Annotated in this window: 21 protein-coding genes; 9 read left to right on the forward strand and 12 right to left on the reverse strand. The window is 65.6% G+C overall.

The features are described 5' to 3' along the window. The first annotated feature begins 169 nt into the window (after positions 1–169). Positions 170–601, forward strand: coding sequence for a GTP pyrophosphokinase (locus tag P7C00_RS14345; protein WP_404939581.1), 432 nt, complete (start codon positions 170–172; stop codon positions 599–601). 33 nt (positions 602–634) lie between these two features. Here P7C00_RS14345 and P7C00_RS14350 read toward each other — a convergent pair whose 3' ends face one another. From P7C00_RS14350 to P7C00_RS14390, 9 genes are all read right to left on the reverse strand, one after another. Then, positions 635–964 carry a hypothetical protein gene (locus P7C00_RS14350; protein WP_402895538.1) on the reverse strand — a complete coding sequence of 110 codons (330 nt, stop codon included), beginning with the start codon at positions 962–964 and terminating at the stop codon, positions 635–637. A gap of 63 nt (positions 965–1027) precedes the next feature. After that, the gene (locus P7C00_RS14355) at positions 1028–2476 is read right to left on the reverse strand and encodes an amidase (RefSeq protein WP_404939583.1); all 1449 of its coding nucleotides are present in this window, start codon (positions 2474–2476) and stop codon (positions 1028–1030) included. Between the two features lie 105 nt (positions 2477–2581). Next, positions 2582–3703 (reverse strand): polyamine ABC transporter substrate-binding protein, encoded by a 1122-nt coding sequence (locus P7C00_RS14360; protein ID WP_404939585.1) that lies wholly within the window; start codon positions 3701–3703, stop codon positions 2582–2584. Positions 3704–3809: 106 nt separating this feature from the next. Continuing rightward, positions 3810–4841 (reverse strand): AraC family transcriptional regulator, encoded by a 1032-nt coding sequence (locus P7C00_RS14365; RefSeq protein WP_404939587.1) that lies wholly within the window; start codon positions 4839–4841, stop codon positions 3810–3812. 340 nt (positions 4842–5181) lie between these two features. After that, positions 5182–5796 (reverse strand): DNA-3-methyladenine glycosylase family protein, encoded by a 615-nt coding sequence (locus P7C00_RS14370; protein ID WP_404939589.1) that lies wholly within the window; start codon positions 5794–5796, stop codon positions 5182–5184. Positions 5797–5913: 117 nt separating this feature from the next. After that, the gene (locus P7C00_RS14375) at positions 5914–6816 is read right to left on the reverse strand and encodes an alpha/beta hydrolase (RefSeq protein WP_404939591.1); all 903 of its coding nucleotides are present in this window, start codon (positions 6814–6816) and stop codon (positions 5914–5916) included. Between the two features lie 44 nt (positions 6817–6860). Beyond that, complete coding sequence (locus P7C00_RS14380) at positions 6861–9095, reverse strand: TonB-dependent siderophore receptor (RefSeq protein WP_404939986.1); 2235 nt, start codon at positions 9093–9095, stop codon at positions 6861–6863. 109 nt (positions 9096–9204) lie between these two features. Beyond that, on the reverse strand, positions 9205–10542 hold the full coding sequence (locus P7C00_RS14385) for a histidine kinase sensor domain-containing protein (RefSeq protein ID WP_404939593.1): 1338 nt from the start codon (positions 10540–10542) through the stop codon (positions 9205–9207). Next, positions 10542–11234 (reverse strand): response regulator transcription factor, encoded by a 693-nt coding sequence (locus tag P7C00_RS14390; RefSeq protein WP_404939595.1) that lies wholly within the window; start codon positions 11232–11234, stop codon positions 10542–10544. Before P7C00_RS14390 ends, P7C00_RS14385 begins: the two co-directional genes overlap by 1 nt. A gap of 183 nt (positions 11235–11417) precedes the next feature. Here P7C00_RS14390 and P7C00_RS14395 point away from each other — a divergent pair, with 183 nt between their 5' ends. The 4 genes from P7C00_RS14395 to P7C00_RS14410 all read left to right on the forward strand — a co-directional run bounded on the left by P7C00_RS14395 (position 11418) and on the right by P7C00_RS14410 (position 14140). Then, entirely contained in the window at positions 11418–12113 is a 696-nt protein-coding gene (locus P7C00_RS14395; RefSeq protein WP_404939597.1) for a transcriptional regulator, read from the forward strand. A 5-nt stretch (positions 12114–12118) separates the two neighbouring features. Further along, positions 12119–12904, forward strand: a complete 786-nt coding sequence (locus P7C00_RS14400) for a PhzF family phenazine biosynthesis protein (protein WP_404939988.1) — start codon at positions 12119–12121, stop codon at positions 12902–12904. 115 nt (positions 12905–13019) lie between these two features. Next, positions 13020–13667 carry a hypothetical protein gene (locus P7C00_RS14405; protein ID WP_404939599.1) on the forward strand — a complete coding sequence of 216 codons (648 nt, stop codon included), beginning with the start codon at positions 13020–13022 and terminating at the stop codon, positions 13665–13667. Then, on the forward strand, positions 13664–14140 hold the full coding sequence (locus P7C00_RS14410; RefSeq protein ID WP_346632683.1) for a surface-adhesin E family protein: 477 nt from the start codon (positions 13664–13666) through the stop codon (positions 14138–14140). The genes P7C00_RS14405 and P7C00_RS14410 overlap by 4 nt, the downstream gene beginning before the upstream one ends. 19 nt (positions 14141–14159) lie before the next feature. On the opposite strand, the gene P7C00_RS14415 is transcribed toward P7C00_RS14410, so the two are convergent. After that, positions 14160–14588, reverse strand: coding sequence for an N-acetyltransferase (locus P7C00_RS14415; protein WP_346632684.1), 429 nt, complete (start codon positions 14586–14588; stop codon positions 14160–14162). A 90-nt stretch (positions 14589–14678) separates the two neighbouring features. Between P7C00_RS14415 and P7C00_RS14420 the strand changes: the two genes are divergently transcribed. The 4 genes from P7C00_RS14420 (at position 14679) to P7C00_RS14435 (ending at position 16686) form a co-directional block, all read left to right on the forward strand. Further along, positions 14679–14972, forward strand: a complete 294-nt coding sequence (locus P7C00_RS14420) for a hypothetical protein (protein ID WP_346632685.1) — start codon at positions 14679–14681, stop codon at positions 14970–14972. 40 nt (positions 14973–15012) lie between these two features. After that, a complete protein-coding gene (locus P7C00_RS14425; protein ID WP_404939601.1) occupies positions 15013–15363 on the forward strand; it encodes a hypothetical protein in 351 nt (116 codons plus the stop codon). Positions 15364–15470: 107 nt separating this feature from the next. Beyond that, positions 15471–16082, forward strand: coding sequence for a hypothetical protein (locus P7C00_RS14430; protein ID WP_404939603.1), 612 nt, complete (start codon positions 15471–15473; stop codon positions 16080–16082). A gap of 16 nt (positions 16083–16098) precedes the next feature. Continuing rightward, a complete protein-coding gene (locus tag P7C00_RS14435) occupies positions 16099–16686 on the forward strand; it encodes a hypothetical protein (RefSeq protein WP_346632688.1) in 588 nt (195 codons plus the stop codon). Positions 16687–16772: 86 nt separating this feature from the next. On the opposite strand, the gene P7C00_RS14440 is transcribed toward P7C00_RS14435, so the two are convergent. After that, positions 16773–17327, reverse strand: a complete 555-nt coding sequence (locus P7C00_RS14440) for a UPF0149 family protein (RefSeq protein ID WP_404939605.1) — start codon at positions 17325–17327, stop codon at positions 16773–16775. A 102-nt stretch (positions 17328–17429) separates the two neighbouring features. Beyond that, positions 17430–17831 (reverse strand): hypothetical protein, encoded by a 402-nt coding sequence (locus P7C00_RS14445; protein ID WP_346632690.1) that lies wholly within the window; start codon positions 17829–17831, stop codon positions 17430–17432. Positions 17832–17833: the final 2 nt, after the last annotated feature.

Here is a 17833-nt window from a genome sequence, read left to right on the forward strand (position 1 = left end):
CGCCTTGGCTGGCGATCACCGGTCATTGTCCGATCCGGGGACTATCAGGTGGACGGGCAGATGGTCGATGCATCTGTGCTGCAGCGAGCCCAGCTACTGCTGGCCCAGGCCTGAACCGGCCGGGTTAGTATGGCCGCAGCATTTTTGCCGAGATCCGGAGCCACCGCCCATGAGTACCCTGGAACGCGCCATCGCCATTGCTGCCCGGGCCCATGCCGGGCAAGTCGACAAGGGCGGTGCGCCCTACATCCTCCATCCCCTGCGGGTCATGCTGCGTCTGTCCGAACCCCGGGAACAACTGGTCGCGGTGCTCCACGATGTCATCGAAGACAGCCCGGTGACCCTGGAAAAACTGCGTGGCGAAGGTTTCAGTGAAGAGGTGCTGCAGGCCCTGGCGGCGTTGACCAAGGTCGAGGGCGAGGACTATCCGGGGTTTATCCGGCGCGCGGCACAGAATCCTTTGGCGCGTCGGGTGAAGCGCGCGGACCTGGCGGAGAACAGTGACCTGTCACGTATTCCCGAGCCCAGTGACGATGACCGTCGGCGCCTGGAGAAGTACTGCCAGGCCATCGAGTACCTCGACAGCCTGGGTCTGCCCTGAGCCGCTAGCCCAGGGCCAGCGGCGCCGGGGCGTTCAGTTGCTGTAGCTGGAAAGGGCGACTTCGGCGTTGCGTGCCGGCGGCTTGCTGCCCCGGGTGCGCCAGTGCTCGATCAGGGCGCGGCCATGGGCCAGGCCGGCTTGCAGGGCAGCTTCGGTGCTGGCGTAGTCGTTGCCATAGGGCGGGCAGGCAAAGTGCACGGAAAAGCACGGGTGCTGGCCATGGCCGGTGAGGCGCCCGACGTAGCTGAAGCTGGCACCGGATTGATGTGCGTAGAGGCTCGGCGAACTCGGCTCACGGATGATCATCACGTAGATGTCGTGGTCGAATTGAGTGTCTTGATACCAACTGCTAGAAGAATCCATGGTCCACCTCCTTGTCCGTAAAGCGGCGCGGTTTTGCTGCGTCAGCGGGTTGTTCAGTGCAGTTCACGCCCGGGGGGCGTCCAGCAGTCCTGCGGGGTGCGTGAACACCCCGGCAGGCAGCAGTTTTTCCAAGGCCCGGGCGGCCCGCAGGACCAGTTCGTCACGGCCGAAGCGGGCGACGATCTGCAGGCCTATGGGCAGGCCGGCGGCGCTCAGGCCGCAGGGCATGCTCAGCGCCGGTTGGCGGCTGAAATTGAACGGGAAGGTGGTGGGCTGCCACATGGCGCTGATCTGCTCGGGCCAGTCGGGCGGCATCTGACGCTCCACGGCGAAGGGCTCGACCACCGCGGTGGGAGTCAGCAGCAGGTCGTAGTCACCGAGAAAGTCATGCAATTGTTGCGCGACCCGATGCCGCTCCTGCACCGCGCAGGCGTAATCCAGGGCATTGAGCTGGCGTGCGCGAACCTGGGCCTGCTGGAGGAAGTCGCCGACCAGGTGCTGGCGCTCCACCGGGATTTCTTCGGCCACGGCGCTGGCCACTTCCACCGGCCAGGCTCGCAGGTAATTCGCGGATGGCTGGCCGATGTCCGGCGACGCCTGGACCACGCTCGCCCCGGCCTGCTGCAGCAGCTGGGCAGTGGCCAGGCAACGGGCGGCAATCTGCGGATCGACATGGGCGGCATGGCCCAGGTCGGCGCTGAAGGCGATACGCAGGCCGCTGATGCCGTCCTCGATGCTGGATAGAAACTGGCCGGGGGCATGGGGCCAGGCGAAAGGTTCATCGGGCTCATGGGCGCTCATCAGCTCCATCAGCAGGGCGATATCCCTTACATGCCGGGCGATCGGGCCTTCGGCGGCCATGCCCCCCGGGTCGATGCTCGGGTAGGCGGACACCAGGCCATGGCTGGGCTTGAAACCGATCACGCCGCAAAAGCTCGACGGGGTGCGGATCGATCCGGCGGCATCGTTGCCGGTGGCCGCCGGGGCATAACCTGCGGCCACCCCTGCGGTGCTACCGCCACTGCTGCCACCGGCATGCAGGGCCAGGTTCCAGGGGTTGCGGGTGATGCCGGTCAACGGGCTGTCGGTCAGGGGTGTGCTGCCCAGTTCCGGCAGGGTGGTCTTGCCAATGAAGATCGCCCCGGCCTCGCGCAACCGCGCCACCAGGCTGGTGTCGCGGGTCATGGGCGGGCGGTCGGCCAGCGCCCTGGAGCCGCTACGGGTGTGCCAGCCCTGGATGTCGCTGTTGTCCTTGACCAGAATCGGGATACCGTCCAGCCGGCCCAGCGGTTGCCCGGCGGCCCAGCGCGCGGTGGCCGCCCGGGCGGCGGCGAGGGCGGCCGCGTCCTGGCGCTCGCAGAGGGCGTTGAGGTGCGGCTCATGGCGTTCGATCCGAGCCAATACGGCCTGCAGCAGGTCCACCGGGGTGAACTGCCGGGCGGCAAAGCCGTGCAGCAATGCCTCGATGGACAGCAGGTGCAGGGCCGGTGGGCTGGACGGGGATAACGACATGGGCAGCTCTTCTATCAAGGCCGTTTGGCGCCGGGGGCGGGCCAGCGGGCAAGGGTTGCGGATACGCCGCTGACGGCGGTCCGCAAACCCTTGGGGGTGAGAAACTCAGCGGCCACTGGTGACCTTGACCCAGGTTCGGGTCCGGGTGCGTTCGGCCTTGGCCGGCAGCGGTGCCAGGGGGTACAGGCGGGTCATGGTCTCGGCGCTGGGGAACAGGTCCGGGTTGTCCAGCAGCGACTGCTGGATGAACGGTTTGGAGTCGGTCACGCCGTTGGGATAGCCGACGTAGTTGCTGATGGAGGCGATGACTTTGGGTTCCATCAGGTAATTGAGAAAGGTGTGGGCGGTGTCCACATGCTTGGCGCCGGCGGGGATGGCCACGGTGTCGATCCACACCAGGGTGCCTTCCTTGGGAATGCGCATTTCGATGTGCACGCCGTTCTTGGCTTCGTTGGCGCGGTTGGCCGCCTGCAGGAAGCCGCCGGAGTAACCCACGGCCACGCAGATGTTGCCGTTGGCGATATCGCCCATCCACTTGGCGCTGTGGAAGTAGCGCACATAAGGACGCAGCTTGAGCAGCAGGGCCTCGGCCTTGCGGTAGTCCTCGGGGTTCTGGCTGTTGGGGTCCAGGCCCAGGTAGTGCAGGGCCAGGGGCAGCATCTCGGTCGGCGAGTCGAGGAAGGTCACGCCACACTGGCTGAGCTTCTTCAGGTTCTCTTCCTTGAACACCAGGTCCCAGCTATTGACCGGGGCATCGGTGCCCAGCAGTTCCTGGACCTTGTCGCGGTTGTAGCCGATCAGGTTGGTGCCCCACATGTAGGGGATCACGTAGCGGTTGCCCGGGTCGCTCTGCTCCAGCAGCTTCATCACCGCCGGGTCGAGGTTCTTCCAGTTCGGCAGTTGGCCACGGTCCAGGGGCTGGAAGGCGCCGGCGCTGATCTGCTTGCTGACGAAACCGCTGGAAGGCACCACCACGTCGTAGCCGCTGTTGCCGGTCAGCAGTTTGGCTTCCAGCACTTCATTGCTTTCGAAGATGTCGTACTTGACCTTGATCCCGCTCTGGGCCTGGAAGTCCTTGATGGTGTTGGGAGCGATGTACTCCGACCAGTTGAAGATGTTCACCGTGCGCTCGGGGGCGGCGTGGGCGCTGAAGCTGGCGCTCAGGGCCAGGGCGCTCAGGGAGCAGCTCAGGGCCAGGCGGGTGAGGGCGGTATGCAGCGATTTCATACGACAACTCCATGTCTGAAATGAGCGGGACCTTCCGGGTGGATCATTCTTGGCCGGATAGGTCCCTGAGAGAATGTTGGCAACGGTCAATAGGGGATATTTAGCGTCAATCTTCAGCGCAGTCCGAGAGCGGGCCGAGCTGGCCGGCCAACTGCCGGAAGCGCCCGGGAGCGACACCGCTCCAGCGTTGGAAGGCATGGCGGAAACTCGCGGTTTCCTTGAAACCCAGGGCTTCGGCGATGCGGTAGATGGGCAGGCTGTGCTGGCCCAGCAACTGCTGGGCCCGGGCATAGCGCAGCTCATCGAGCAACTGCTGATAGCTGGTGTCCTGGGCCCGCAGACGCCGGCGCAGGGTGCTGGGGGAACAGTGCACCTGGCGCGCCAGGCTGTCGAAGTCCGGCACCGCGTGCAGCTGTTCATTGAGGATGCGCCGCACCTGATCGATCCAGGTCGGCCGGGCGCTGAGCTCCTCGTTGAGGCGGATGCAGCGTTGCAGCATGTCGTTCTGGGTCACCAGATCCGCCAGGGGCAGGCGCCGGTCCAGCCATTCCAGGTCGAAGCCGATGGCGTTGCGCCCGGCGTTGAACTGCACCGGGCAGTTGAAGGCCTGCTCGTAGCTGTCCAGGTAGGATTGCGGGCCGTGCATCAGTTGCACCTGGCGCAGGGGCAGGGAGCAGCCCAGCAGGTCCTGGCAGGTGACCCGGTAGGACGACATGCAGAAGTCGGTGTTGAACACCTCAAGCTCGGTCTCGCTGTACTGGTCGGCGGTGAGCCAGGCCAGGCCGTCGCGAACCTCCAGGTCGAGGCGAAAGAAGGTGCCCAGCAGCAAGGGGTAGCGCAGGGCCAGGGACCAGCCTTCGCGCAGGGTGGCGCTGGTCAGCAGGGTCAGGCCGAACATGCCGTAGGCACTGATATGCAGGTTGCGCCCCAGCACCAGGCCCAGGTCCTGGCGAAAGGCCACGGCGTTGCTGAACACGCGCATTTCCTGGCTGATGTTGATCAGGCTGTTGGGCAGATCCAGGTCGGCCAGCTGGATGCCACTGCCTTCGAGCAGCACCTCGGGCGATACATCGCTGTCGCGAAAGGCGTCCAGCACCGCTTGAGTGGTGTGCAGGGTAGTCAGGCGAAGAGCGGCCATCGGCGATCTCAGATTGATATCGGGAGGCGTGACTTTAGGGGTTACGCGCGCGCGGTTCAATTGCCCCTATGCAGGAGCTCGGCGATGGGATTGTGCAGGCACAGCCCCAATGTAGGAACTGGCTTGCCAGCGAAGGCATCGGCGAGGGCAGCGTAAGGCTTGAGAGCCTGTTCGCCGGCTTGCCAGCGAGGGCGCGGTTGATGGCGGGGGAATGGGGCGATCTTGTGGGCGCTTTCGCTGGCAAGCCAGCTCCTACGGACGAGGCCGCGTGCATCTGTAGGAGCCGGCTTGCCGGCGAACCGCGCAGCGGCCAGCCCGCACCGGGTCAAGTGCGCGGTGTTCAGGCCGTCGGTACTCGCCACAGGTACCAGGCAGCAGTGGTGCGCCAGGGGCGCCAGGCGTTGCCGAGCTCGCGCAGCTGTCGGGGACTGGGCTGCTGTTCCAGGCCCTTGAGGCGGCGATAGCCCTCGCGCACGCCAAAGTCGTCCACGGGCAATACGTCCTCCCGCTCAAGGCTGTAGATCAGCAGCATCTCCACGGTCCAGCGGCCGATCCCGGGCAGTTGGGTCAGGCGTTCGATCAGTTGCTCGTCATCCAGACCACGGGCGCCTTCGGCATCGGGTACGCGACCGTCGAGGGTGGCCTGGGCGATGCCCTGCAGGGTCGCTACCTTGCGTGCGGAAAAACCGCAGCCGCGCAGGCGCTCAACACAGGTCACGCTGAGTTGCTCGGGCGTGGGGAAGTCCTGGCCGGGAAACAGCCCGCGCAGTCGGGCAAGGATCGCGTCGCCGGCCCGGGCGTGCAGTTGCTGGTAGGCCACCGCTCGTACCAGGGCCTGGTAGGGCTCGCGTTCCGGTCGCGGCTGGTGCCGGCAGGGTCCGATGGCGGCAATCAGCCGGGCCCAGTCGCTGTCCAGCGAGGCAAGAAAGAGTGCAGCGGTGGAGGACGCAGGCATGGGGTATCCAGGGCAAGTGGCGGGGCGAATGGCAGGTTAGCCCGGGGTCCCGACGCTTGCACTCTGTCTCTTGCGCTGAAACTCGCGGCCCGGGCCTTGCGCCCGGGCGCCGGGGCGTCAGTCCTTGGTCGCCGGCAGGTAGAGCCGCTCCAGCACGTAGTGCAGGGAAGCGGCCAGGGTTTGACCATGGCTGAGCTTTTCGAAGCTGTGGTAGTCCAGGGCCAATCCCGGCACCTGGGCCAGTTGCGCCTGCAACTGTCTGGCACGCTGGTCGGCCTCGGGCCCCGGTGGCTGGCGGGGGTTGCCCGGTTCGGCGCCGCCGCGCATCAGCAACAGTTGCGCACGATGGCCCTGCAGGCGTCCGGCCAGGCCTTGGGCTTGAGTCAGGATCAGGCCTTCGCCCCACCACAGCGAAGGACTCGCGGCGGCGTAGTGACGAAACTCCTGAGGCCGGGCGAACAGCGCCTGCAGCACCAGCAGGCCACCGTAGGAATGGCCCCACAGGGTTTGCTGCGTGGCGTCGATCGGCACTTGCGCCGCCACTGCCGGGCGCATGCGTTCGCGCAGCAGTTGCAGGAAGGCCTCGGCGCCACCGCTGGGTTGCCCGGTCAGCGGGTCTTGCTGCTGCGCCTGGCCCGGCTGCTGCGGGGTGTAGTCATAGGTGCGGGCGTTGCGCTCGATGCGCAGCGGGGTCTGGTAACCCAGCGCCACCAGCAGCGGCGCCGGGCCCCGGTCCAGGCGCTTGAGCTGCTCGGGGTCCAGAGCACCGATGGCAGCATTGCCATCGAGCATCCACAGCACCGGATAACCCTGTGGCGGCGGCGCCTGCAGCGGCTGGCCGATCCACAGTTGGTAATGCCGCTGGCCGTCGGCGGAGTCCAGTTGCAGGCTGCTGAAACGGTAGGGCAGGTCCTGGCGCTGCAGCAGGCTGCGGTCCATGCGCTGGTCCGGGGCGGGGGCGGCCAGGGCCGCTCCCGCAAGGCCCCAGGCCAGGACCAGGGGCAGAAAAAAAATTCTCATCAGGCGTTCTCGACGGGCTCTTGGTGATGGCTCTTGGTGATGGCTCAGAACGATGCGGTCAGGCTGGTGTACAGGGTGCGCCCGGGTTCGTTGTAGGTGGCGGCGCCGGCCCCGGCGATATTGTTCACGCCCTGGGCGTTGCCTTCACGGAACAGGCGTTTGTCGAACAGGTTGTCGACCCCGGCGGTCAGGCTCAGGTTGCGGGTCAGGGCGTAGGTACCGCTGACCCCGGCAATGGCGTAGGGCGCCAGTTGCTGGGTGGCGCTGCCAGTGACCCGGTCGCCGTGGTAGTCGTACTTCTTCGGCGTCTGCTGGCCGTACCAGGCCACGGTCGCCTGCAGCGACAGGTCCTGGGTGGCCTGCCAGTCGAGCATCGAGTTGAGGGTGTAGCGCGGGGTCACCGAGAGGTAGTCGCCGGTTTGCTTGTTCTTCGATTGCAGCATGTAGGTGAAGTTGTTGTTCCAGGTCAGCTGGCTGGCCAAAGGAATGGTCAGGGTGCCTTCCAGACCTTCTACCAGGGCCTTGGGCACGTTCTCCCACTGGTAGATCGCCGCGTTGCGGTAGGCGCCGCTGCCGCCGCTGGCCCGGTTCACCGGGGCCAGGCCGGATTCCACCTTGTTCTTGTAGTCGTTGCGGAAGTAGGTCAGGCCGGCCACCCAGCCGTCGGCCTTGTATTCCAGGCCCAGTTCCTTGTTGACGCTGGTTTCCGCCTTGAGCTTGTCGTTGCCCTGCAGGTAGCAGCTGGTGCTCTGGCCGTAGCAGCCCTGGCCGCGGCTGTAGAGCAGGTAGTCGGCGTTGAGCTGGTACAGGTTGGGCGCCTTGTAGGCCCGGGCGATGCCGGCCTTGAGGGTCAGGGTGTCGCTCAGGGCGTGGGACAGGTTGAGGGACGGGCTCCAGTTGTCGCCGACGATGCTGTGGTGATCCAGACGCAGGCCGGGGGTGAGCATGGTGCCCGGCTGCAGTTCGATGTTGTCTTCAGCGAACAGCGAGAAGATCTGCGCGCTGGACTGGGTGCTGCGGTTGCTGCTGCTCAGGCCGCCCACGGCGCCGCCTTCACTGGTGCTCTGGGTGTTGGCGCTGGGGTCGTCGAGCTTCTGCTGCGACCATTCGCTGCCCAGGGTCAGGGTCTGCTCGAAACCGGCGTGCAGCGGCAGGTTGACTTCGCCATGGGCGGTCAGGTCGCGCAGCACCGCGGTGTAGAACTCGCTGTTGCTGAAGATGCCTTCGGTGCCGCCGGCCAGGCCTTCGTTGATCCGCGTGTTGCGGGTCTTCTCGTATTGCAGGTAGGCCATGGAGCTGCCGAAGTCCCATTCGCCGCGATGGGTCAGGGCATAGGTTTCGCGGTAGCTGCGGTTGGTCTCGTGGCCCAGCAGGTTCTGCACATTCTTGTTGCTGTTGGTGTTCTGGGTATCGCCGGTGTAGAGGTTGCCCTGGCGGCTGAAGCCAGCTTCGAAGTCCAGGCTCTGGTCTGGAGTCATGCGCCAGCTCAACAGGCCGTTGAGGTCCTTGTTGCGTACGCCTTCGCGGCCGGCGGGCAGGGTGCCGACCTGATTGCCGGTGCGCAGGGATTCATGGCCGGCGTTGATGTCGGCGTCGTCGGAATCGGTCTTGGCCACGTTGCCGTAGACCCGGTAGCTCAAGGTATCGGTGAGCGGGCCGTTGAGGCCGAAGCTCATACGCTGGGTGGCGCCTTCGTCCTTGTGGGTCGGGAACGAGCTGTAGAGCGTGGCGTTGCCGTGGGTCTGGCTGCCGGCCTGCTTGGTGATGATGTTGATCACCCCGCCAGCGGCACCGTTGCCGTAGCGGGCCGCCGCCGGGCCGCGGATCACTTCGATGCGTTCGACCTGGTCGGCCGGCACCCAGTTGGTGTCACCACGGCTGTCGCGCTCGCCGCGCCAGCCGTAGCGCACCGAGTTGCGGCTGCCCACCGGTTTGCCGTCCACCAGGATCAGGGTGTTTTCCGGGCCCATGCCGCGGATGTCGATCTGCCGGTTGTTGCCGCGCTGGCCGCTGGTGGAGTTACCGGTGAGGTTGACCCCGGGCATGGTGCGGATGATCTGCGACAGGTCGTTGGCCGGCGGGCGTTTCTGGATGTCCTCGGCGGTGATCACCGAGACCCCGGGGGCCTGCTTGGTTTCTTCCTTGGCGGTGGCGATCACCGACTGCGGTTCCAGCTCCAGCACCGGCTGGGGGCTGCCTTCATTGGCGGCCTGCACGGCCTGGCTGAGCAGGCAGCAGCCCGACAGCAGGAAGGGGGCGAAAGGACGCATCGAGCGCATGGACATCGGTGATCTCCGGACAGAGGCAGAAACAGAAGATCACGAATGATAATGACTGCTATTTGCGAGTAAAGCGCATTAACTTTCTAAACACTTCCAGGTCATGGGGCTAGGCGGCGGGCAGTAGCAGGTGCATGCACAGCCCGGGGGTGCCATTGCTGGCCCAGATCCGCCCCTGATGCAGCTCCACGGCGCGCCGGGCGATGGCCAGGCCCAGGCCGAAACCGTCGCCCTGGGCCGAGTCCAGGCGCTGGTAGGGCTGGAAGATCCGTTGCAGGTCCTGCTCGGCGACCCCCGGTCCCTGGTCTTCCAGGCACAGGTGCCAATAGGCACCTTCGCGCCAGCCGCGCAGGCTCACCCAGCCGTCGGCGGGGGAATAGCGGATGGCATTGCGCAGCAGGTTTTCCAGGGCCTGGGCGATGCTGTCCAGGTGCACCTGGACCCGGCAGTCGGCGTCCAGCAGGCAGGGCAGGCGCTCGGCGTCCCAGGCGCTTTCGAAGCAGGCATCCTCGCGCAGCGCCTCCCAGATCGACAGCACCTGCACCGCTTCGGTGGGCAGTTGCGGACGTTCGGTGTCGAGCCAGGCCAGGTCCAGGGTGTCTTCCAGCAGGCGCTGCATGTCGGCGATTTCCCGGTCCAGGCGCTGGCGCAACTGCTCCGGCGGCAACTGGCTGTCATGGGCGATGCGCAACCGCGCCAGGGGCGTGCGCAGCTCATGGGACAAGGTCCGCAGCAGCAGGCGCTGCTGGGCCAGGCTCTGGCGCAGGCGCTCGGCCATGTGCTCGAAGGCCAGGGCCAGTTCCCCCAACTCGTCGTGGCGGTTCACCAGGGGCGTGCCCAGCCCCTGGCTTTCCAGGTCGTCGGCGCGCAAGGCATCGGCGCGGTCGCGCAGGCGGTTCAGCGGCAGCACCAGATGACGATAGAGCAACAGGCCGAGCAGGGCGGCGAGCAGGGTCGGCACCACGCCATGGCTGAGGAGGTGGGTCCAGGGTGTCAGGCCACTGGGCAACAGGCGCTCGGGCAGTTGCAGCACCAGACGGCCTTGCTCCGGGTGCTCGGGGAATTCGATGCTGACGTAGGGCAACTCGTCCTGCAGGCGCCGGCTCATGGGCCAGTCGAGCTTGCGCATGAAGGTCAGGTGGCTGGCGTCCTCGGCGGTCAGCGGCGTGCTGCCCAGGCTCTGCAGGCGATCGCCGATCACCGCGACCCAGGTGTCTTCCCGGGCCGCCAGTTGTCGCTGGAACTCATCGACCGCGGCCACGCCGCCCTGGCGCCAGGCGTTCTCGGCCTGCTGGGCGTAGCTGGCCAGGTACTGGCGGTCGGCGGGGTCGAGAAAGTAGGTGCTGCGTTCCGCCGACAGGCCCCAGGTCCAGATGATCCAGGTCAGCAGCAGGCAGAAGCCGATCTGCAGCACGGCCAGTTTCCACAGCAGGGGATGACGGCGCATCAGTGACGTTGCGCCTCCACCAGGATGTAGCCGGCGCCGCGCACCGCCTGGATCTGCAGGTGCTGCACCCCCAGGTCGGTGAGTTTGCGCCGCAGGTTGCACACGTGCACATCCAGGCCACGATCCAGGCGCGTATAGATGCGGTGCAGTACCTGCTGATAGAGAAAGGGTTTGCTCAGGGTTTCTCCGGGGTGCTCGCGCAGGGTCACCAGCAACCGGTATTCCGAGCCGGTCAGGCCCGCTGCGCGGCCCTGGTGCAGCACGTCCTGAGCCTGGTCGTCGAAGTCGAGGTCCGGGTCCTGGCGTGTGGCCTGCTGCTGTTGCACCCGGGCCATGCGCCGCAGCAGGGCGTCGGCGCGGGCGTCCAGTTCGGCCAGGCTGAAGGGCTTGGGCAGGTAGTCGTCAGCGCCCCGGGTGAAGCCGGTGATCCGGTCCTGCTCGGCCCCCAGGGCCGACATCAGCATCACTGGCGTGCCTTGTTCGTGGCGCAGGGTTTCCAGCAAGGCCAGGCCGTCCATGCCCGGCAGCATGATGTCCAGCAGCACCAGGTCGAAGTGACCGGCGCGCACCGCGGCCAAGCCCTGGCGACCGTCGGCGCAGGGGGTGACGGCAAAGCCGCGCTGGCGGAAATGCCGGTCCAGATCGTCGCGCAGTCTGGCGTCGTCTTCCACGAGGAGCAGGTTGGGGGTCATGGGGCAGAGCACTTGAATGGGGATATTTAATGAGAACGTTTTACATTTGCGAATATTGCAGCAATGCCCCTGGCTATGCAATTGCCACGATGGGCTGACGGGATTGAGGTCGCAATCAACTAAAAGTTGAATATTCAATGTTGTGTTGATATTTTTCCTGGCCGCTTTCCTTGGTAACCGCCCATGAACCTACCTTCCGATGCTCTTCTTGCCGAGCGCCAGCTGGTCTTGCAAGTGCTCAGCAGCACCTTGCAGATGCTTGCCAGTGTGGTCGGCCAGCATGTGGAAATCGTCCTGCATGACCTGGACCGCCCGGAATCGTCGATCGTTGCCATCGCCAACGGCCATGTCACCGGGCGCCAGGTGGGCGATCCGGTGCTGGTCGGGCCGCGCCAGGACCTGGGGTTTGCCGCGGTGCGACGCGCCCTGCAAGACCGCTCCGCGACCACCCCGCTGGTGCTGGAGAACTACCCGACCCTGGCCCCCGACGGCCGTGAGCTGCGCAGTTCCACGGTGATCTTTCGCGACCGCAGCGGGCAGCCTTTCGCCAGCCTGTGCAGCAACAGCGACCTGAGCGGCATTGCCGCCGCTCATGCCTGCCTCGGGCAGTTGCTGGGCCTGGGCAGTGCGCCTGCGCCGCGCCGCGACGAAACCCGCGACATGGAACAGTTGCTGGCCCAGATCATCCAGGGCGCCTGCCCGGGAAACGGGGCGCGCATGAGCAAGCAGCACAAGCTCGACGCCGTGCGCCAGATGCAGGAGCGCGGGGTGTTCATCGTCAAGGGCGGGATCGAAAAGGCCGCCGCGGCCCTGGGGGTGACCCGCTACACCATCTACAACTACCTGGAACAGATCCGCGCCCAAGGCGCCGAGGAATGACCGCGATGCAGCTCGATATCTTTCAAGTGGATGCCTTTACCTCCCAAGTCTTCGGTGGCAACCCGGCGGCGATCTGCCCCCTGGATGCCTGGTTGCCGGACGCGGTCCTGCAGCGCATCGCCCTGGAGAACAACCTGTCGGAAACCGCCTATTTCGTGCCCCGGGGCGAAGTGTTCGAACTGCGCTGGTTCACCCCCACGGTGGAAGTCGACCTGTGCGGGCACGCCACTCTGGCGGCGGCCTGGGTGCTGTTCGAGCAGCTGGGCGAGCGCCGCGACGTGCTGCGTTTTGCCACCCGCAGCGGCGAGTTGCGGGTGAGCCGCGAGGGCAGTCTGCTGTCCATGGATTTTCCCGCCAAGCAGCCCGAGGCGGTGGCGATTCCTCCGGCCCTGCTGCAAGCCCTGGGGTTGCCGGCGGCCGAGGCCCTGTACCGCACCGACGATTATCTGCTGGTGGTGGACGACGAATCTCTGGTGGAGGCGCTCAAGCCCGATTTCGCCGCACTGGCGGCCTTTGATGTACGCGGCATTGCCGTGACGGCGCCGTCCCAGGAATTCGATTTCGTCTCGCGCTGGTTCGGCCCGCGGGTCGGGGTCAATGAAGACCCGGTCACCGGTTCCGCCCATACCTCACTGGCGCCTTACTGGGCCGCGCGCCTGGGCAAGCGTCAGTTGCGGGCGCAACAGGGCGGGGCGCGCAAGGGCCAGCTGGAGTGTCAGGTGCTGGACAACGGGCGGGTGATCATCAGCGGCTACGGGGCCTTGTACCTCAAGGGCAGCATTTTCCTCTGAAGCGGTTGCGGCGCCGCTTTGCCATGCAGACCTGGCGCCTGCCGGCGGATTTGTCTCGGCGGTGCCGGCGGGAGTAGAGTCGCGGTTTTTTCGCCTGCTCAGGATGCTCCAGACCATGCAACGGACCCGCACCTTGCCCTGCCTTTCCAGCACACCGCTGCTGGCCTTGCTCTTTGGCCTGTGGGCCGGCACCGCCCAGGCGGCCAGCCTCAGCCAAAGCCTGTTGGACTGCCAGCCGGGGTTCTTCAAGGCCCTGTATCAGCAGCGCGCCGAGCTCGGGCAGGTGGTGAAGCTGGCGGAGAATCAGCGCCAGGGCATTGCCTGGATTCCGGTGGTGGAGCGCCGCGACAGCGCCACCGCGCTGACGGCGTTTTCCCGCCCGCTGCTGGATCAGGGCCTGCCCCTGACCGCCTACTACGACCGCCAGTTCGACTTGGGCGAGCAGGGCACCTTCCACTTCTGGGGCTTTGAAATCGATGCCAGCCGCGAGGCCGTCATGGCCGCGCTGCCCCAGGCCGGTTGGCAGGAGGCCGGCGAATACTTCATCTCCCGAGCGCAGATCAAGGCCAACGCTGCGGCGCCCTGGCAGGACAACCCGGGCGCCGCTTCGGGCATCGCCCCGGCGCCGGGTTCTGCGGAAAAGATCCTCATGCTCAGCGATGAAGACGGCAAGACCCGTCTGCTCTGCTCGTTGCAGGGCAGCATCGATCAGCCGCTGTTGGAGCAGGAGCGGCCGGACCTGGCCCAGGGAGCGGGCCGATGAACAAGCTGTTGAGCTTGAGCGCGGCGCTGGTGCTCGCCGGTTGCGCGCATTCGGGTACCCCCAAGGAGGCCCCGGCGCCGCAGCGTCCGGAGGGCATGTTCAAGGTGCTGGAGACCCCGGAGCTAGGCACTTACTTTGCCGCCAACTCGCTGGCCCTCTACCAGAACAACCCGAACCTGCGGCAGTTCTATCTGGTCAACAACTACGCCAAGCCTGCCGAGCTGGGCGGTGGCAAACCGCCGATCTACAGCTCCCGCGCGATCCGGGTGATCAACTGCGAGAAGGATGAGTCGGCGCAGTTCGGCCGGGTGTACTTCTCCGAGCCGTTCGCCCAGGGCGTAGAGGTCATGCGCAAGGAAGATCTTGCGCAATGGGCCGCATTCCCCCGTCAGTCGTTGATCGGGGAGCTGCGCAACATGGCCTGCGCGGTCGATCCTAGCCGGCTCAAGCTGGCTCCGGCACCGAGTCGGTGAGCGCAGTCAGAGACGTTGTTCAACCCGGCCAGGCCATGATCAGCTCGGCCTGTCCGGTATCGGGGTCGATGCCGTTGTCGATCACCTGGAAACCCTGCTGGCGGTAAAAGCCGATGCTCGGCAGGTTGGCGGCATACACCGCCAGTTCCAGGCGTGAGCGGCGCTGGCGGGCATCGGCCAGCAGTTGCGTACCCAAGCCCAGGCCCTGGTGCTGAACGCCGACGAAAATCGCTGCCAGTTGATCCTCATGCAGGCAGTAGAAACCCAGGAGTTGGCCGTCGCGTTCGATCACTCGGGTCTGGGCGTTGGGAATGTAGAGGCTGCGCATGTCCTCGACCTTGGAGCGCCAGAAGTCGGGGTCGACAAAGTGGTGGGCCTGGATTGAAGCGTCCAGCCAGAGTGCCAGCAACGCTTCCAGATCGCTGCTTTGATAGTCCCTGATCAGCATGTTTTGGGGGCCCGTCGAATTGAAGTGTGCGCCGCACGCTACTCAGGTAGCGACGGTCTGTCCAATTGTTGAGAGCCAAGGAAGTATTCGATGCTGGAAAGCAACCGCACCATCACCCTCTCAGGCGAGCAGGCACTGCAAGCCCTGGCGGAACTGGAGTTCGTCTTGATCTCGCTGCACAAGATGGGTGCCTATTACATGGACAAACCCGTGGCCGACTACCAGCGCGCCACCACCGATTTCATCGATGGCCAGCAGGTTACCCAGCGCCTGGCCCAGGTGCGCAGGATTCTCAGCGAGCCGTTCGACTGCACCCTGGGGGACGATCAGATGGATGACATCGAACGCCACATGGAGGGGCTCGAACTGTGGCAACCCGAGTAATCGCACGGCTGATACCCAGGGATTTTTCAAGGAGCCTGCCATGTCCCGGATAAGCATCGCCGTGGCGACACCCACCAGCAGCCTGGCGCTGGTGAAGTTTCTCCATCAGCGCCTGGGCCTGGCCCTGAGCGTTGCCCAGTGCCATCTGCGCCGTGGCGCCGAGGGTTTCTTCTACAGCGCCAAGCTGTTTCACAACGACCATGTGGAACGTGAGCAGGAACTGCGCGACATCCTCGCCTTCTTCAACAATGCCCAGGTGCCGCTGTTGATTGTCGAAAGCGACCCCGATGCGCAATGGCACGGGGTTGCGCCCGAACCGTTGCAGGACTGCGCGATGCCCCAGGAGCACTTGTTCAATCTGCTCCAGGCCTATGAAGAGGACTATCAGTAACGCCCGGAAGCGGGCCTGTGCCGCCCAACTGAATACGCGGTTTTCCTAAAGTTCTGGCCCCCGGGGTCGAGACGTTGGTGCTGTCCGTTCATCAATAAGGATATTTCGTGTTCAGAACCCTCCTCGGGGCCACCGCCCTCATCGCCACCCTGGCGCTGACCGGCTGTGTGTCCTACTACGTCACCGGCCCGCTGGGCGCGCCGTTGCATCCCGCTCCCGTCAGCAGCCCGCGCACCGCGCAAATCGCCGATGTGCAGGTCACCGCTGCCGGTATCGACGAAGCCACCCGCACCGCCATCAGCCGTTCGCTGACGGCTCAGCTGACCCCCTACGTCAAGAGCGCCGGCTACTTTCGCCAGCTCAGCGAATACCCCACCCGCCTGGGTGAGGGGGACGTGGTGCTGAAGTTCAACATGACCTCCCTCAAGGGCCATCGTGCACCCCATCCGGGCTACCTGCCCGGCGCCTTGCTGACCCTGACCGTGTGGATCTGGGTCAACGGTCCGATCTACGTCGATACCTTCGACCTGGCCGGCGATCTGTCGATTGTCGACCGCGACGGCAAGGAACTGGCCAGTGCCAAGGAGCAGCTCAAGTTCGAGCGCAACGTCGGCCTCTACGGGCGCGAGTACTGGGCCCCGACCCAGGGCGCCAAGCAACTCAACGAACTGGTTGCCAAATTGCTCGACAACGCCAGCGCCCGCTTGGCGCAACACTAGGATCAAGGAGAGTCACATGTTGGGTTCCATCAAGCACGCCCTGGTGCTCGCAGCCTTATTGCTGGGCGGTTGCGTGTCCTACTCGCAACACGAACTGACGCCGGTCAGCACCTGGCCGCCCGCTGCGCAAGTCGCTGAGCAAAAGCCCAGCGCCTTTGTGCGCACCACGGCGATGTATCAGGTCAACGGCGGCCCGGCCAATGCCGCCGCCGGCACTCCTGCGGCTGCCTGGGAGACCGTGGTGGCCGATGCCTACCGCCAGTCCGGGCGCTTTGCCCGGGTCAGCACCGACAAGGTCGAGTCGGACCTGTATGCCGAAGCCACCCTGTACAACAACGAACAGTTCAGCATGGCTTCGGCCATCATCACCGGCGCCACCTTCTTCGTGATTCCGTCCACGGCCAAGAACACCTTCACCCTGGAGACGGTGTTCAAGGACAAGGACGGCAAGGAGCTGGGGCGGATTCGCAAGAGCGAATCGGTGCGCACCTGGATGCAGTTGCTGCTGATCGTCGCCATCCCCTTCCAGCAGGACACCCGCGACGTGGTCCAGGCGCTGGCCCGCAGCACCCTGGATGAAGCGGTGCAGCGCAAACTGCTGTAAGCCTCGCGCCGCTGGCCGGGCGCAAATAAAAACGCCGCTTGCTCTGTTCAGGGCAAGCGGCGTTTTTCATGGGGGCGCAGATTGTCTCAGCGCTGCGCCGACCAGTAGGCATGCAACTGCCGCGCGGCGGGTTCGATGGCCGCGATCTGCTGGCGATGCTGCTCCAGGTCCAGATCGGCGGGCAATTCGAAGTTGTCCTGTTCGGCGCAGTCGATGATCAACTGCAGCGCCTGGACCTGTGGCGCCGGCATTTGCGGCCAGTTGCCCACGGCCACCCCGCGCAGGTAGCCGAAGCACCATTCTTCGGCCAGCAGCAGGTCCTGGCCCTGGTGCTCGGTCTGTTCGAAGCGCGCCTTGAATCCTTCGGGGGCGCTGCTCAACTGGGCGGCCAGGGTGTTGATGTGGCGTACGCAGAGGTCGATGAACTGCCGGCATTCCTCCGGGGTTTCCCAGCTTGGGTTTTCGCCGCCCCAGATCCCCGGGAACCATTCGGCGATGTCGACCTGGGCCGGGCCCGAGACCAGCGCGGTGAAGTAGCCATCCAGCTCGCAAGGGTTGAGCACCGAGTGGTCGTCGCCGTACTTGAGCAGAGTGTCTTCGATCACTTCGAAGTCGGCGGCGTTGAGAGGCGAGTTGGGCATGTTCGGAATCCTGAGAAAAAAGCTGCGGCGATTTTCCTGTTTCACGCCGCACGCCGCAAGCTCGAAGCTCGGCCGGCCCATCTCGTGGTTCGAGGAGGGTGCTCAGGTATCGCGCAGCAAGTCCTGGGCATCGAGCAGGCGGTAGGCGATTTCCGGGCGGTTCTCCATGGCCCGGCGGATGGCGGCCGGAATCGACTGCCGGGTCTTGCGGCACAGGCCGGGGTGCTCGGCCAGGGCGATGGTGATACCGCGCATGCTGCGCACTTCGTTGTCGCTGGGGGTGATTTCCACACGGACCCCCAGTTGCTGGTAGATCCGCCGCTGCATGTGCTCCAGGTCCGCCAGGTCCTTGAGATTTTCCAGGCGTTCGAGCAGACGCTTTTCCTCCTGGCGCGTCAGATTGAGGATGCGCAGGTCGGCTCCGGGGGTGTCCAGCAACTGCTCGCGCTCGCAGATGCAGGCGCCGGGCGGACAGGGTTGGCGGGTAGCTGGGCTGGGGTTCATGG

It is taken from the genome of Pseudomonas sp. JDS08PS003 (assembly GCF_045013505.1).
In the GTDB taxonomy this organism is placed as follows: domain Bacteria; phylum Pseudomonadota; class Gammaproteobacteria; order Pseudomonadales; family Pseudomonadaceae; genus Aquipseudomonas; species Aquipseudomonas protegens_B.

What these genes read in the sequence shown, in the direction of transcription:
- P7C00_RS14365 (WP_404939587.1), bottom strand. Translation starts at nt 4,841, where the DNA reads ATGGCCGCTCTTCGCCTGACTACCCTGCACACCACTCAAGCGGTGCTG.
- P7C00_RS14435 (WP_346632688.1), top strand. Translation starts at nt 16,099, where the DNA reads ATGTTGGGTTCCATCAAGCACGCCCTGGTGCTCGCAGCCTTATTGCTG.
- P7C00_RS14395 (WP_404939597.1), top strand. Translation starts at nt 11,418, where the DNA reads ATGAACCTACCTTCCGATGCTCTTCTTGCCGAGCGCCAGCTGGTCTTG.
- P7C00_RS14355 (WP_404939583.1), bottom strand. Translation starts at nt 2,476, where the DNA reads ATGTCGTTATCCCCGTCCAGCCCACCGGCCCTGCACCTGCTGTCCATC.
- P7C00_RS14425 (WP_404939601.1), top strand. Translation starts at nt 15,013, where the DNA reads ATGTCCCGGATAAGCATCGCCGTGGCGACACCCACCAGCAGCCTGGCG.
- P7C00_RS14350 (WP_402895538.1), bottom strand. Translation starts at nt 964, where the DNA reads ATGGATTCTTCTAGCAGTTGGTATCAAGACACTCAATTCGACCACGAC.
- P7C00_RS14370 (WP_404939589.1), bottom strand. Translation starts at nt 5,796, where the DNA reads ATGCCTGCGTCCTCCACCGCTGCACTCTTTCTTGCCTCGCTGGACAGC.
- P7C00_RS14345 (WP_404939581.1), top strand. Translation starts at nt 170, where the DNA reads ATGAGTACCCTGGAACGCGCCATCGCCATTGCTGCCCGGGCCCATGCC.
- P7C00_RS14420 (WP_346632685.1), top strand. Translation starts at nt 14,679, where the DNA reads ATGCTGGAAAGCAACCGCACCATCACCCTCTCAGGCGAGCAGGCACTG.
- P7C00_RS14380 (WP_404939986.1), bottom strand. Translation starts at nt 9,095, where the DNA reads ATGCGCTCGATGCGTCCTTTCGCCCCCTTCCTGCTGTCGGGCTGCTGC.
- P7C00_RS14440 (WP_404939605.1), bottom strand. Translation starts at nt 17,327, where the DNA reads ATGCCCAACTCGCCTCTCAACGCCGCCGACTTCGAAGTGATCGAAGAC.
- P7C00_RS14360 (WP_404939585.1), bottom strand. Translation starts at nt 3,703, where the DNA reads ATGAAATCGCTGCATACCGCCCTCACCCGCCTGGCCCTGAGCTGCTCC.
- P7C00_RS14400 (WP_404939988.1), top strand. Translation starts at nt 12,119, where the DNA reads ATGCAGCTCGATATCTTTCAAGTGGATGCCTTTACCTCCCAAGTCTTC.
- P7C00_RS14405 (WP_404939599.1), top strand. Translation starts at nt 13,020, where the DNA reads ATGCAACGGACCCGCACCTTGCCCTGCCTTTCCAGCACACCGCTGCTG.
- P7C00_RS14375 (WP_404939591.1), bottom strand. Translation starts at nt 6,816, where the DNA reads ATGAGAATTTTTTTTCTGCCCCTGGTCCTGGCCTGGGGCCTTGCGGGA.
- P7C00_RS14390 (WP_404939595.1), bottom strand. Translation starts at nt 11,234, where the DNA reads ATGACCCCCAACCTGCTCCTCGTGGAAGACGACGCCAGACTGCGCGAC.
- P7C00_RS14385 (WP_404939593.1), bottom strand. Translation starts at nt 10,542, where the DNA reads ATGCGCCGTCATCCCCTGCTGTGGAAACTGGCCGTGCTGCAGATCGGC.
- P7C00_RS14415 (WP_346632684.1), bottom strand. Translation starts at nt 14,588, where the DNA reads ATGCTGATCAGGGACTATCAAAGCAGCGATCTGGAAGCGTTGCTGGCA.
- P7C00_RS14410 (WP_346632683.1), top strand. Translation starts at nt 13,664, where the DNA reads ATGAACAAGCTGTTGAGCTTGAGCGCGGCGCTGGTGCTCGCCGGTTGC.
- P7C00_RS14445 (WP_346632690.1), bottom strand. Translation starts at nt 17,831, where the DNA reads ATGAACCCCAGCCCAGCTACCCGCCAACCCTGTCCGCCCGGCGCCTGC.